Raw genomic sequence first — 13,542 nt, forward strand, 5'->3', positions numbered from 1 at the left:
TCTACAGGTCGCTCCGCGGCCCGCGCGGCCCGGCCCGCCCCACCACGTTCCCCGCCCGGTCGATGCAGATCACGTCCACCGCGACCGGCGCCCCGCGCAGGACCGCCAGGGCCTCGTCGCGGGCCGTCGCGGCGACGAGGTCACCGAGCGGTACGCCGCGCGCCGTACAGAGCTGGAGCGCGGCCAGCCCCGTGTTCGCTCCGGCGACCTCGGCCGCCAGCTCCTCGTCCGCGCCGCCCTGCCGGGCCAGCTCCGCCAGGAACCCCTTGTCCACCTGCGACCGCGCCGAATGCAGATCCAGATGGCCCGCCGCCAGCTTGGACAGCTTCGCGAAGCCGCCGCAGACCGTCAGCCGGGGCACGGGATGCCGGCGTACGTACTTCAGCACCGCGCCCGCGAAGTCCCCCATGTCCAGCAGCGCGTCCTCGGGCAGGTCGTGCTCGGCGACCACGACCTTCTCCGAGGTCGAGCCGGTGCACCCGGCCACGTGCGTACGCCCGGCCGCGCGCGCCACGTCCACGCCCCGCCGGATCGAGTCGATCCACGCCGAGCAGGAGTACGGCACCACGATCCCGGTCGTCCCCAGGATCGACAGCCCGCCCAGGATCCCCAGCCGCGGGTTCCACGTACTGCGCGCGATCTCCTCGCCGTGATCGACCGACAGCTCGATCTCGACGTCGCCGCCGCCCCCGTACCGCGCCGCGACCTCGGCGACATGCTCCCGCATCAGCTGCCGCGGCACGGGATTGACGGCCGGCTCGCCCACGTCCAACGGCAGCCCGGGACGCGTGACCGTACCGACGCCCGGCCCAGCCCTGAACACCACGCCACTCCCCGCCGGAAGCCGCCGCACCGTCGCCCGGACCAGCGCCCCGTGCGTCACGTCGGGGTCGTCCCCCGCGTCCTTCACGACGGCTGCCATGGCCCTGGCGCGGTCCTCGGCCAGCTCCTCGGCAGCCAGCGCGAAGGCGGGCGTCTGCCCCTTCGGCAGCGTGATCGTCACCGGGTCGGGGAAGTCCCCGGTCAGCAGCGCGGTGTACGCGGCCGTGGCCGCCGCGGTCGCGCAGGCGCCGGTCGTCCAGCCGTGCCGCAGCCCGGTGTGCGCGAGCTGCGCCGTACGCCCGCCCGCCGCGCCTCCCGTACCGTTCGTCTCCGTACCCGCCTCACCCATGGAGAAGCCCGCCCGCCATGACCGTCCCCGCCGGCCCTGCCGGGCCCGTACACCGCCCGCACGTCCTGATCCTCGGCGGCACGACCGAGGCCCGCCGGCTGGCCGCCGACCTGGCGGACCGGCTCCCCGCACTGCGCGTCACCACGTCCCTCGCCGGGCGCGTGGCCGCGCCCCGGCTGCCGGCCGGCGAGGTCCGCATCGGTGGATTCGGAGGCCCGGACGGCCTCGCACACTGGCTGCGCGAGCACGCGGTGGACGCGCTCATCGACGCCACCCATCCCTTCGCCGGCACGATCAGTTTCAACGCGGCGCAGGCCGCCGCCACCGCCCATGTTCCCCTGCTCGCCCTCCGCAGGCCCGGCTGGGTCCCCGGCCCGGACGACGACTGGCACCCGGTCGCCTCCCTCGCCGAGGCCGCCGCCGCCCTCCCCGCCCTCGGCCACCGCGTCTTCCTCACCACCGGCCGCATGGGCCTCGCCACCTTCGCCCACCTCACCGACCTCTGGTTCCTCGTACGTTCCGTAGACGCGCCCGAGCCGCCGTTCCCGCCTCGGATGGACGTCCTCCTGGACCGGGGCCCCTTCACCCTCGAAGGCGAACGCGACCTCCTCCGCCGCCACCGCATCGACGTCCTCGTGACGAAGGACAGCGGCGCGGCGGCCACGGCCCCGAAACTCACGGCGGCGCGCGAGGCGGGGGTGCCGGTCGTGGTCGTTCAGCGCCCGCCCGTCCCGCCCGGCGTCCCGGTGGCGGCCACCCCGGAGGAGGCGGTCACCTGGCTCCGCTCCACCGGGATCCACAGCTCCGCATCCGCCTGAGCCCCGCCCGCCGACAGCCGGGTACGCAGGATCTCCGGCCCCGGCCGGCTCCGGTACGGGTTGGACGGGAACCACTGCGTGAACACGTCCCGCCACATGTACTGGAGCGTCTGCGGAAACGGCCCGGAGCTCTCGAAGACGGCCCACGTCCCGGCCGGGACGGCGAGCGCGTCCAGCCCCTCGGGAGCCTCCGCGCCGGTCACCACACCGTGGTAGTAATCGAGCTCCGTCCCTTCCGCCCGGCTCGGGTCGAGACCGTCACTCACCGCCACGATCCCCTCCGGCACCTGATCGGACAGGCTCTCCATACGCCGCAGCGTCTCCCGGCCGATGCCCCGGACGAACTCGGCGATGGCCGGATTGCCCCCCACATGCACCAGCGGCACGCGCGCCTTCCTGCCGACCACCCGGAACGCGTCCTTCTCCACAACCCTGTACCGCATGCTGCCACTCCCTTCGACAACGAGGCGAAAGGACATCCGGGGCTGGGACTGCAAGCTCGCACCGGTCCGCCGCGCCTCGCCGGGCCCGACCCCGTGCATGGCACGGAACGCCCGCGCGAACGCCTCGCCCGAGGTGTAGCCGTACCGCACCGCGACATCCAGCAACGTCCGCTCCCCGGCGAGCACCTCGGCACCCGCGACCGTCAGCCGCCTGCGCCGGATGTACTCCGAGAGCGGCAGCCCCGCGAGCGCGGAGAACAGCCGCCGGAAGTGGTACTCCGTCGTCAGCGCGACACGCGCCAGCTCGGCCACGTCGATCCGCCCGTCAAGACATTCCTCAATGCGGTCCATAGCCAGATTGAGCCGCTCCAGCACCACCCCGGACTCCTTCCCTTTCACCCATCACGCCAGGAAGAGACCACCTTGCCGGACCCGATGATGTGTGTCCGGTTCGGTCGGGTGATTCGGCCGGGCGGCAAGACTCAGCCCTGCTGCATGGTGAGGAGATGGTCGTCCAACTCCGCTACGAAGCGTTCGCTGTGCCAAGGACGGAGCGCGTGGCGGGCCCTGCGCAGGCGCAAGGCGGGGACCCGGCCGCCCATGGCGGCCACTTCATCGGCGCAGGTATGCAGGAGCGCGGTGCCTGAGACGGGGTCGCCCAGGCGGATACGCGCAAGGGCTTGGTCGGTCGTGATGATGGCGCGCTGGAGACGGTCCCGCGGGCGGGTGAGGGCTGCTGCCGCCTCGGCGAAGTGGGTGTCGGCTGTTGAGGCGTCTCCTGTGTGGAGATCGCAGAGCCCCTCGAAACCTCGGAGGTGATAGGAGGAGAAACCGGAAGAAGGCGGGTTGCCCTCCTGGGTGCCGTCGATGTCGTACCGGGCCAGGGACAGTGCGCTCAGTGCCTGGCGCCGGTCGCCGGAGCGGGCGGCGATCTCGGAGTGCAGCGCGTGGGCGCGACCGCGTACGGCCGGATTGTCTCCCGTACGTGCGCCCCGGACAGCGGCCTCTACGAGGACGCGCGCGGCGTCGGTGCCGGGTGTGGAGTAGAGCACGACGAGGGCGTGGCTCATGTGCACGACCGCGCGGTGCCACGAGGGGAGCGGTTCGGCGGCCTCGGTTGCCGCGGCGTACAGGGAACCGGACGCACCGTCATCGTACGTTTCGAAGGCGATACGGCCGGCGAGGGTGAGGGCCTGGGATGCGACGGTGCGCAAACCGGGAAGCAGCGGGGTCGGGACCTCGCTACCGAGCAGACGCTGACAGGTTTCGACGACGGGGAAGAGGAGCAGTTGGAGGCGCGCGAAGGGGAGTGAGCCCACCTGGCGGTTCGCGTTCTCGACTGCGGCGTGGAGGCCGTGCAGCAGCGTGGCGTCGATGCGTGCGGGGTTTTCGAGAGCACTGGTGACGGTGGTTCCGACGTGTGGGCCGAGAAGAGCGAGCAGGCCCTCGTTGCCGGTGGTCACCGAGCGGGTGACCAAGGAGCGCAGTTCACTCAGTTGGTGGTCGCTCTCCCCGTGATGAGCCAGCGCGGTGAGCAGTTCGGAGAAGTCACTGCCGGGACCGAGGCTCAGGGTGCCGGACGCGTTTCGCGCGTAGAGGTGAGCCAGCAGGAGCTGGTAGTGGTGACTGGGGCGTACGGGTGAGGCGGCGCATTCCCAGCGTGCGACGCTGCGCTGCACGCTGGTGATGGGAACGGGGAGGGAAATGCCCCGCTGAGAGGCGACGTTGGCGAGGGAATGGGAGAGACCGGCCAGGGACCAGCCTCGGGACTTGCGCAGGCGCTTGAGCGTGCGGGCGCCGACGCTGGTGTCACGCGCGTTCATGGCCACATGATGCCTGTACGGGGCGTCAAGTCGGGACTATCAAGCGGGGCTTGCTCAGGGAGGCCGTATAGTCGAGAGTTTGCCAGGTACCGGTATGCGAAGGTGCGGCAGCGGGTGTTTCGAGGGGAAACCCGATGGTCATTTCGCTCCGGTCCACCATCCAGCGGTTACGGGCGTGGTAGGCGGAAGCTTCGAGTTCGGGTGCCTGTAGTTCCACGATCTCGGTGATGCGGTTCCGGCAATGTTCGACGGCCAGTCGGGCTTCTTCCGGCTGTTGTGCGACCGTTCCCGGAACGACCACGGACAGTTCGGAACATGTGTGGGTTGCCAGCCAGCGGAGGGCGAGAGAATCGATGCCTTTGGCGCCACCAGTGAAGAAGTGCGCTGTGGGTGTGGCGAAGGGAGCGAGGTAGGCAGCGAAGGCCGCCTCGTACCACTGCGCCGGGTGGTGGGTGGTGGAGCGGGTGCCGGTGATCGTGATGACTTTGCGCAAGATCAACTCCGTGTCACAGGTTGTCGTCTGCCGAATCCGTCACCACCGCGCTGAAATCGGTGCATGCACACAAAAGCACCGCCGTTGCGCGGCACGGCCGCTTGCAACGAAATCCTTCCGATCGGAACAGCGCGGCCGGCTTCGCCGCTCGCGTTCGTCTACGACCGTAGCGCTACGAGGTCTCACAGCCTCCTCGACCTGCGTCTCGTCGGCTGTCAGAGCTACGCCGCCGGGTGGGGCTGGGAGGTGGCGGGTACCTGGGTCGACCTCGGTGATCACGCCCTCGACCTGCAACGGCCCCAGTTCGGCGAGCTTCTCGGCGCCATGTGGAAGCAGGCTGACCACCGAAAAGTGCTGTGTCTGGTGCACAACTGGGGACGGCTGGCCCAGGATGCAAGCGTGCGTCTTCGTCTGCAGAACAAGGTGGTGCGGGCGGGCGGGTGGACCGCGACGACCTTCGACGAGTCGGACGAACGGTGCCGAGGCGTGTCGTCCCTCGTCGGCTGTTGGTAATCGCGGACATCAAACAGAAGGAGCGTCCATGGAACACGCTGCTCGCGCACTACTGCCCGCGTCGGAATTCCTGGCCGTGAGCGAAACCGTCGCGACCGGAAATCGCGGAATGCCCCTGCGCACGGCCGAGCGGATTCTCGTACAAGCTCTCGCGTTTGTGGCGACCGCGGCCAGGTGCCGGTCCGCGGCCATCGCGCCGTCGCGTGTCGTCGACGAGGGCTGGCATGCCCTGATCCTGCACACGGAGACGTATGCCGCCTTGTGCGCGCGCCTTGGTGGCTTTGTGCACCATTACCCGCAGCCGCCGGACCCGCAGCGGCAGCGGCAATCGGTCATCGACCGCACCACGGCACTGATCGGAGAGGCAGGGTATGTGATCGACGGAGAATTGTGGCGCGTTCCTGCCGAGGAGACCGTGCCGGTGGCCGCCGACTGCGGGCATACACCGCCCGGCGGTTGCGGGCCGATCGGACCTTCTCCGCAGCCTGGACCGATGCCCAGGAATCCGGGGCAGTTGCTGCGCGATACAGGCAGTCAGGAGGCGGCAGATGGAGTGGATCGATCCCCGCTATGAGCAGGTTGTTGCGGACCTCCGGTCCCGGCAGCATGCCGAGGCGGAAGAAGGCCGCCCGCCCCGGCCACTGAGAGGTTTCGTCATCTCGCTGCCGGAGCGCGGGGGCAAGGACTGAACGGGTGGGCGGGTGGGCCCGAGGGCGCACCCGCCCGTCAGGCGGTCACCCCTCCGGATACCTCCGCGGCGTCCAGACCGTCTCCCGGTCGTCCTCCCCGCGCCGTACCGACTCCGTCTGGGAGGAGCCGATGAGGAGGATTGTGCGCATGTCGACTTCCTCGGGGGCGAGGGAGGCGAGGGGGACCACGCGGATGGACTCCTCGGGGCCGCCCACGTCGCGGGCCAGGACGACCGGGGTGTCCGGGGAGCGGTGTTCCAGGAGGAGTTCGCGGGCCTTGGCGACCTGCCAGGTGCGGGTGCGGGAGCCGGGGTTGTAGAGGGCCATCGCCAGGTCGGCGGAGGCGGCGGCGTGGAGGCGGTCGGCGATGACTTCCCAGGGCTTGAGGCGGTCGGAGAGGGAGATGACCGCGTAGTCGTGGCCGAGGGGCGCGCCGGCGCGGGCCGCTGCCGCGTTGGCGGCGGTGACGCCGGGGAGGACCTGTACGGGGACGGACGCGTACGGGGGCTGGGCGGCGACTTCGAGGACGGCGGTGGCCATGGCGAAGATGCCGGGGTCGCCGCCGGAGACGACCGCGACGCGGCGGCCGCGGCGGGCCAGGTCGAGGGCGAGTTCGGCGCGTTCGGACTCGACCTTGTTGTCGGAGGCGTGGCGGGCCTGGCCGGGGCGTACGGGGACGCGGTCCAGGTAGGTGGTGTAGCCGACGAGGTCGGTGGCGGAGGCGAGGGCGCCGCGCGATTCGGGGGTGAGCCAGCGGGGGCCTGCCGGGCCGGTGCCGACGACGACGACCGAGCCGGTGACCGGAGCGGGGGGCGGGGTGGCGATACGGCTGGGGACGACGGCGACGGAGAAGTAGGGGACGGTGGACGGGTCCACCTCCGACAGGGGCGCCGTGCGTTCGCCGGGCATGGTGGCGCGTTCGACGTAGTCGGCCTCGGGGAGGCGGCCGGAGTCGGTCAGTGCCTGGTGCACGGAGGGGAAGGTGCGGCCGAGCTTCATGACGACGGCGGCGTCGGTGGCGGCCAGGCGGGCGGTCAGTTCCTCGGTGGGGAGGGTGCCGGGGAGGATGGTGAGGACTTCGTCCGCTTCGCAGAGCGGCTTGCCGAGGCGGGCCGCTGCCGCGCTGACGGAGGTGACGCCGGGGATGACCTCGGTCTCGTACCGGTCGGCCAGGCGCTGGTGCATGTGCTGGTACGAGCCGTAGAAGAGCGGGTCGCCCTCGGCGAGCACGGCGACGGTGCGGCCCGCGTCGAGGTGCGCGGCGAGGCGGGCGGCGGCTTCGGTGTAGAAGTCGTTGAGGGCGCCCCGGTAGCCGTCGGGGTGGTCCGTGGACTCCGTGGTGATCGGGTAGATCAGGGGTTCTTCGTGGTGGTCCGGGCGGATGTGGCGCTCGGCGATGGAGCGGGCGATCGAGCGGCCGTGGCGGGCGCTGTGGTACGCGATCACGTCGGCGGACGAGATGACCTCGACGGCGCGGAGGGTCATCAGGTTCGGGTCGCCGGGGCCGAGGCCGACTCCGTACAGGCGGCCCGGGCCGGGGGCGGTGTGCTGCTCGGTCACTCTTCCACGCTCGCTATCGCGTTGATCGCGGCCGCGGCCATGGCGCTGCCGCCGCGCCGTCCGCGTACCACCAGGTGTTCCAGGCCGGAGGGGTGCTGGGCCAGCGCGTCCTTGGACTCGGCCGCGCCGATGAAGCCGACCGGGATGCCGATGACGGCGGCCGGGCGGGGCGCGCCCTCCTCGATCATCTCCAGGAGGCGGAAGAGCGCGGTGGGGGCGTTGCCGACGGCGACCACCGCGCCGTCCAGGCGGTCGCGCCACAGTTCGAGGGCGGCGGCGCTGCGGGTGGTGCCCATGCGCTTGGCCAGGTCCGGTACGGACGGGTCGGCGAGGGTGCAGACCACGTCGTTGCCGGCGGGCAGCCGCTTGCGGGTGACGCCGCTGGCGACCATGTTCGCGTCGCAGAGGATGGGGGCGCCGTTCCGCAGGGCCTCGCCCGCCCGCGCGACGACCTTCGGGGAGTACGCCAGGTCGCGTACGAGGTCGGTCATGCCGCAGGCGTGGATCATCCGGACGGCGACCCTGCTGACGTCGTCGGGCAGGTCCGCGAGGTCCGCCTCGGCGCGGATGGTGGCGAAGGACTGGCGGTAGATCTCCGCGCCGTCCTTCTCGTAGTCGAACTCGCTCACTGTGCCTCGTTGCCCTCGGTCATGTCGTTGTGCGGTCGGCCGCGCGCGCCGACGCGACGGCGTCGGCGAGGCGGTCGGTGTCGGTCAGGGGGATGGTGGTCGCGGTGTCCGCCTGGTCCCGGGTGCCCCGTACGGCCACGTCGTAGCCGTCGCCGGTGGCCACGACGTCGACCCACGCGCCGTGCGGGTGGCCGCAGCGGCGGGCGCAGCCCGACCAGTGGACCGGCAGCCCGGTGCCGCCCTGGCGCAGGGTGGCCACGGCGTCCGCCCGTACGTCGGACAGGGACTTGGCGCAGCCGGGGCGGCCGGTGCAGGCGCCGAGGCCGTACCAGGGGGAGGCGGGGTCGGTGATCAGGCCGGCCGCGGCCAGTTCGCGCAGCCGGGCTCCGGCCGCCTCGGGGGACAGGCCGGGGACGACCACGCCGCGCCAGGGTGTCATACGCAGTTCGGCGGAGCCGTCGTGGGCGCCGGCGGCCAGCTGCCGGAGCTGCGCGGTGGTGAGGCGTCCGAGGGGGGCGAGTAGGGAGAGGGCGTGGGTGCCGTCGGGGGAGACGACCACTCCCGGGCGGGGTGGGGCGGGTGTCGGCACTGGAGGCGGGGGAGTCGTCGGGTACGGCTGGGGGAGGCGCGTACGGAGCAGGTCGCGGACGGCCGCGGCGCCGTGGCCCGGTGGGAGCTCCCGTACGCGCCAGGAGCCGTTGCCGGTCTCGCGGGCGACCGTGAGGAACGCTTCGGCGGCGGTGCGGGCCGCGCGGGGGGCGTCGCCGCCGGGGAGGCGCAGGGCCTGGTCGTCGTCGCCGACGCGCAGCAGCGCCGTGCCGCCGGATTCTGCGATCAACGTCACATCGGCGCCGAGCGGGGCCACGTCGCCGCGGCCGTCGTCCAGCGCGAAGAGGAAGCGGCCGGAGAGCGCGGGGGTCGTGTCGCTCGCGCACAGGAGACGGTCCAGCTCACGGGCCCATTCCTGTACGGCGGCGCCGCCGTCGGCGCCCTGGCCGTCGAGGCCGGCGAGCGGCGAGGCGACGATGTTGCGTACGCGTTCGTGGCGGTCGGAGGGGAGGAGTCCGGCGGCGCGCAGCAGGTCCGCGAGGATCGTGGCGCAGTCGTCACCCAGACCGCGCAGTTCCGCGTTGCCGCGGGAGGTGAGGGAGAGGTGGCCGTCGCCGAGGCGGTCCGCGGCGTCGGCCAGGGCACGTGCCTGACGGGCCGTCAGCAGGCCGGCGGGCAGGCGGAGTCGGGCCAGGAAGCCGTCGGCGGCGGAGTGCAGCCGCAGCGCCCCGGGACAGGCGTCGCCGCGGTCCCGTACGCAGGCGTCACCGCGGTCCCGAATGAGGGTTTCGTCCCGATGCGGGGGTATCGCGGGGGTGGGCGGCATGGCGGCGAGCATACCGACGATGGCCCGGACGGTCCGCCGCCCCGTCACCGGGCGCAGCCCTTACTATGCAGGTCGGTGGGTCAGCTGGCCCACCGGACGCCAGCGACGGCGCCAAGGGAGGAAGCCCGGTGAGAACCCGGCGCGGTCCCGCCACTGTGAGCCCGGCCACCGCCGGGCGAGCCAGGAACTCCCGCCGTCCGTGAACACCGCCCGGGGCGCGGACCCCGAGGAAGGCCAGACGCCGCAATGATCCTGCTGCTGTCGACGTCCGACACCGACCTGCTCAGCGCCCGTGCGGCCGCCGGTCCCGTGCCGTACCGGCTCGCCAACCCCGCCCGGCTCGACCTCGCGGAGCTGCCCGCGCTCCTGGACGGCGCCGACCTGGTCGTCGTCCGCCTCCTCGGCGGCCTGCGCGCCTGGCAGGACGGCCTGGACCAGCTCCTCGCCGCCGACCAGACCCGCCCCGTCGTGGTGCTCACCGGCGAACAGGCCCCGGACGCGCAGCTCATGGAGGCGTCCACCGTCCCCATCGGCATCGCGGCCGAGGCCCACGCCTACCTGGCGCACGGCGGCCCCGCCAACCTGGACCAGCTCGCCCGCTTCCTGTCCGACACCGTGCTGCTGACCGGCCACGGCTTCGACCCGCCGGCCGCCGCGCCCTCCTGGGGCCACCTGGAGCGCTCGAAGCACCTGGCGGCCGAGGCGCGCACCGGCGCGGAGGTCGTGGCCCGTACGGACGACACGGGCGCCGCGACCGGCCCGCTGGTCGCCGTGCTCTACTACCGCGCCCACCACATGAGCGGCAACACCGGCTTCATCGAGTCGCTGTGCGAGCGGATCGAGGAGGCCGGCGGCCGCCCGATGCCGCTGTTCGTGGCCTCGCTGCGGGCGCCCGAGCCGGAGCTGATCGAGGAGCTGCGGGCCGCCGACGCCATCGTGACGACCGTGCTGGCGGCGGGCGGCACCAAGCCCGCCGAGGCGTCGGCCGGCGGTGACGACGAGTCCTGGGACGCGGGCGCGCTGGCCGCGCTGGACGTGCCGATCCTCCAGGCCCTGTGCCTGACCGGGCCGCGTAGTGCCTGGGAGGAGAACGACGAGGGCCTGTCCCCGCTGGACGCCGCCAGCCAGATCGCGGTGCCGGAGTTCGACGGCCGGCTGATCACCGTCCCGTTCTCCTTCAAGGAGACCGACGAGGACGGCCTGCCGGTGTACGTCGCCGACCCCGAGCGCGCCGCCCGGGTCGCCGGCATCGCCGTACGCCACGCCCGGCTGCGCCACATCGCCCCCGCCGACAAGCGCCTGGCGCTGGTGCTGTCCGCGTACCCGACCAAGCATTCGCGGATCGGCAACGCGGTGGGGCTGGACACTCCGGCGAGTGCTGTTGCCCTGCTGCGCCGCCTTCGGGAAGAGGGGTACGACTACGGCGACGAGCCCGTACCCGGTCTGGAGTCCGGCGTCGGCGACGAGCTGATCTACGCGCTGATCGAGGCCGGCGGCCACGACCAGGAGTGGCTGACCGAGGAGCAGCTCGCCCGCAACCCGGTCCGCATCCCCGCCGCCGACTACAAGCGCTGGTACGGCACGCTGCCGCGGGAGCTGCGCGAGCAGGTCGAGGAGCACTGGGGCCCGCCGCCCGGCGAGATGTTCGTCGACCGGAGCCGGAACCCGGACGGCGACATCGTGCTGGCCGCGCTGCGCCGCGGCAACCTGCTCATCCTCATCCAGCCGCCGCGCGGCTTCGGCGAGAACCCGATCGCGATCTACCACGACCCCGATCTGCCGCCCTCGCACCACTACCTGGCCGCCTACCGCTGGATCGCCGCCTCCCAGGAGGACGGCGGTTTTGGCGCCGACGCCATGGTGCACCTGGGCAAGCACGGCAACCTGGAGTGGCTGCCCGGCAAGAACGCCGGCCTGTCCGCCGCCTGCGGCCCGGACGCGGCCCTCGGCGACCTGCCGCTGATCTACCCGTTCCTGGTCAACGACCCGGGCGAGGGGACCCAGGCCAAGCGCCGGGTGCACGCCACGCTCGTCGACCACCTCGTCCCGCCGATGGCCCGCGCCGAGTCGTACGGCGACATCGCGCGCCTGGAGCAGCTGCTCGACGAGTACGCGGCGATCTCCGCCATGGACCCGGCCAAGCTGCCCGCCATCCGCGCCCAGATCTGGACGCTGATCCAGGCCGCCAAGCTGCACCACGACCTCGGCCTGGAGGAGCGCCCGGACGACGAGGGCTTCGACGACTTCCTGCTGCACGTCGACGGCTGGCTGTGCGAGGTCAAGGACGCGCAGATCCGCGACGGGCTGCACGTCCTCGGCGGTGCGCCCGCCGGTGAGGCGCGCGTCAACCTCGTGCTCGCCATCCTGCGCGCCCGGCAGATCTGGGGCGGTACGTCCTCGCTGCCGGGCCTGCGCGAGGCGCTGGGCCTGGACGAGTCGGCCGCGACCCGGACGACCGCCGACGCGGTCGAGGAACGCGCCCGCGGCCTGGTGCAGGCCATGGACGACGCGGACTGGGACCTGGCCGCCGTCGAGCGGGTCACCGCGGAGCTGCCGGAGGACCAGCGCGAGCCGGTCGCGGCGATCCTGGCCTTCGCCGCCCGCGAGGTCGTCCCGCGCCTCGCCGCCACCACCGACGAGATCGACCACGCCGTGCACGCGCTGGCCGGCGGCTTCGTCCCGGCGGGCCCGTCCGGGTCGCCGCTGCGCGGCCTGGTCAACGTCCTGCCGACCGGACGCAACTTCTACTCGGTCGATCCCAAGGCCGTGCCCAGCAAGCTGGCCTGGGAGACCGGCCAGGCGCTCGCCGACAGCCTCCTGGAGCGCTACCGCACCGACCACGGCGACTGGCCGACCTCGGTGGGCCTGTCCCTGTGGGGGACGAGTGCGATGCGTACCTCCGGTGACGATGTGGCCGAGGCGATGGCGCTGCTCGGTATCCGGCCCGTCTGGGACGACGCCTCGCGCCGCGTGACCGGCCTGGAACCGATTCCCGCCGACGAACTGGGGCGCCCGCGCATCGATGTGACGCTGCGTATCTCCGGCTTCTTCCGTGACGCGTTCCCGCACGTCATCGGCCTGCTGGACGACGCCGTACGGCTCGCCGCCTCCCTGGACGAGCCCGCCGGCGTCAACTACGTGCGCGCCCACGCCCAGGCCGACCTGGCCGCGCACGGCGACGAGCGCCGCGCCACCACCCGCATCTTCGGCTCCCGCCCCGGCACGTACGGCGCGGGCCTGCTCCAGCTCATCGACTCGCGTGACTGGCGTACGGACGCCGACCTCGCCGAGGTCTACACGGTGTGGGGCGGCTACGCGTACGGGCGCGGCCTGGAGGGCTGCCCGGCGCGCGAGGAGATGGAGACCGCGTACAAGCGCATCGCGGTGGCGGCGAAGAACACCGACACCCGCGAGCACGACATCGCCGACTCGGACGACTACTTCCAGTACCACGGCGGCATGGTCGCGACCGTCCGCGCGCTCAAGGGCGCCGCGCCCGAGGCGTACATCGGCGACTCGACCCGCCCCGAGACGGTCCGCACCCGCACGCTGGTCGAGGAGACCTCCCGCGTCTTCCGCGCCCGCGTCGTCAACCCGCGCTGGATCGAGGCGATGCGCCGCCACGGCTACAAGGGCGCCTTCGAACTCGCCGCGACCGTCGACTACCTGTTCGGGTACGACGCCACGACCGGCGTCGTCGCCGACTGGATGTACGACAAGCTGGCGCAGACGTACGTCCTCGATCCCGAGAACCGCGCCTTCCTCCAGGAGGCCAACCCCTGGGCCCTGCACGGCATCGCGGAACGCCTCCTGGAGGCGGAGTCGCGCGGCATGTGGGCCGAGCCGGACAAGGAGACGCTGGCGGCGCTCCGGGAGGCGTTCCTGGAGACCGAGGGCGACCTGGAGGACAAGGGCTGACGCCCGCTCCTGTACCGACGGCGGCCGGGGCGGGGGGCGGGTCGGCGCGCCACCCGCGCCGGGCGCCGCCGCGTGGGGCGCAGGGCCCAAACCCCCCCCACCGCACGCCC

Annotated in this window: 11 protein-coding genes and 1 riboswitch; of the genes, 4 read left to right on the forward strand and 7 right to left on the reverse strand. The window is 72.8% G+C overall.

Going from position 1 to position 13,542, the window contains the following annotated elements:
* Position 1: 1 nt before the first annotated feature.
* Entirely contained in the window at positions 2–1,171 is a 1,170-nt protein-coding gene (locus tag ACH4K4_RS06625) for a cobalt-precorrin-5B (C(1))-methyltransferase (protein ID WP_398165252.1), read from the reverse strand.
* 17 nt (positions 1,172–1,188) lie between these two features.
* Here ACH4K4_RS06625 and ACH4K4_RS06630 point away from each other — a divergent pair, with 17 nt between their 5' ends.
* A complete protein-coding gene (locus ACH4K4_RS06630) occupies positions 1,189–1,989 on the forward strand; it encodes a cobalt-precorrin-6A reductase (protein WP_398165253.1) in 801 nt (266 codons plus the stop codon).
* On the opposite strand, the gene ACH4K4_RS06635 is transcribed toward ACH4K4_RS06630, so the two are convergent.
* The 3 genes from ACH4K4_RS06635 to ACH4K4_RS06645 form a co-directional block, all read right to left on the reverse strand.
* Positions 1,887–2,807 carry a GyrI-like domain-containing protein gene (locus ACH4K4_RS06635; protein ID WP_398165418.1) on the reverse strand — a complete coding sequence of 307 codons (921 nt, stop codon included), beginning with the start codon at positions 2,805–2,807 and terminating at the stop codon, positions 1,887–1,889. The two genes, ACH4K4_RS06630 and ACH4K4_RS06635, sit on opposite strands and share 103 nt — an antisense overlap.
* A gap of 107 nt (positions 2,808–2,914) precedes the next feature.
* Positions 2,915–4,255 (reverse strand): hypothetical protein, encoded by a 1,341-nt coding sequence (locus ACH4K4_RS06640; protein ID WP_398165254.1) that lies wholly within the window; start codon positions 4,253–4,255, stop codon positions 2,915–2,917.
* 25 nt (positions 4,256–4,280) lie between these two features.
* Complete coding sequence (locus tag ACH4K4_RS06645; protein ID WP_398165255.1) at positions 4,281–4,748, reverse strand: hypothetical protein; 468 nt, start codon at positions 4,746–4,748, stop codon at positions 4,281–4,283.
* Positions 4,749–4,811: 63 nt separating this feature from the next.
* Here ACH4K4_RS06645 and ACH4K4_RS06650 point away from each other — a divergent pair, with 63 nt between their 5' ends.
* Both ACH4K4_RS06650 and ACH4K4_RS06655 read left to right on the forward strand, forming a co-directional pair.
* Positions 4,812–5,261 carry a hypothetical protein gene (locus ACH4K4_RS06650; protein ID WP_398165257.1) on the forward strand — a complete coding sequence of 150 codons (450 nt, stop codon included), beginning with the start codon at positions 4,812–4,814 and terminating at the stop codon, positions 5,259–5,261.
* A gap of 28 nt (positions 5,262–5,289) precedes the next feature.
* On the forward strand, positions 5,290–5,835 hold the full coding sequence (locus ACH4K4_RS06655) for a glycine-rich domain-containing protein (protein ID WP_398165258.1): 546 nt from the start codon (positions 5,290–5,292) through the stop codon (positions 5,833–5,835).
* Between the two features lie 160 nt (positions 5,836–5,995).
* On the opposite strand, the gene ACH4K4_RS06660 is transcribed toward ACH4K4_RS06655, so the two are convergent.
* Genes ACH4K4_RS06660 through cobG form a run of 3 tightly spaced genes read right to left on the reverse strand, consistent with a single transcriptional unit; the run spans position 5,996 to position 9,526 of the window.
* Entirely contained in the window at positions 5,996–7,510 is a 1,515-nt protein-coding gene (locus tag ACH4K4_RS06660; RefSeq protein WP_398165260.1) for a precorrin-2 C(20)-methyltransferase, read from the reverse strand.
* A complete protein-coding gene (locus tag ACH4K4_RS06665) occupies positions 7,507–8,139 on the reverse strand; it encodes a precorrin-8X methylmutase (protein WP_398165262.1) in 633 nt (210 codons plus the stop codon). Before ACH4K4_RS06665 ends, ACH4K4_RS06660 begins: the two co-directional genes overlap by 4 nt.
* A gap of 19 nt (positions 8,140–8,158) precedes the next feature.
* Complete coding sequence (cobG, locus tag ACH4K4_RS06670; RefSeq protein WP_398165420.1) at positions 8,159–9,526, reverse strand: precorrin-3B synthase; 1,368 nt, start codon at positions 9,524–9,526, stop codon at positions 8,159–8,161.
* Positions 9,527–9,631: 105 nt separating this feature from the next.
* Positions 9,632–9,704, forward strand: a riboswitch (cobalamin riboswitch).
* Between the two features lie 56 nt (positions 9,705–9,760).
* Between cobG and cobN the strand changes: the two genes are divergently transcribed.
* The gene (gene cobN, locus ACH4K4_RS06675) at positions 9,761–13,432 is read left to right on the forward strand and encodes a cobaltochelatase subunit CobN (protein WP_398165263.1); all 3,672 of its coding nucleotides are present in this window, start codon (positions 9,761–9,763) and stop codon (positions 13,430–13,432) included.
* Positions 13,433–13,542: the final 110 nt, after the last annotated feature.

Origin of the sequence: Streptomyces sp. NPDC017529, assembly GCF_044329785.1 — a bacterium.
Taxonomy (GTDB): domain Bacteria; phylum Actinomycetota; class Actinomycetes; order Streptomycetales; family Streptomycetaceae; genus Streptomyces.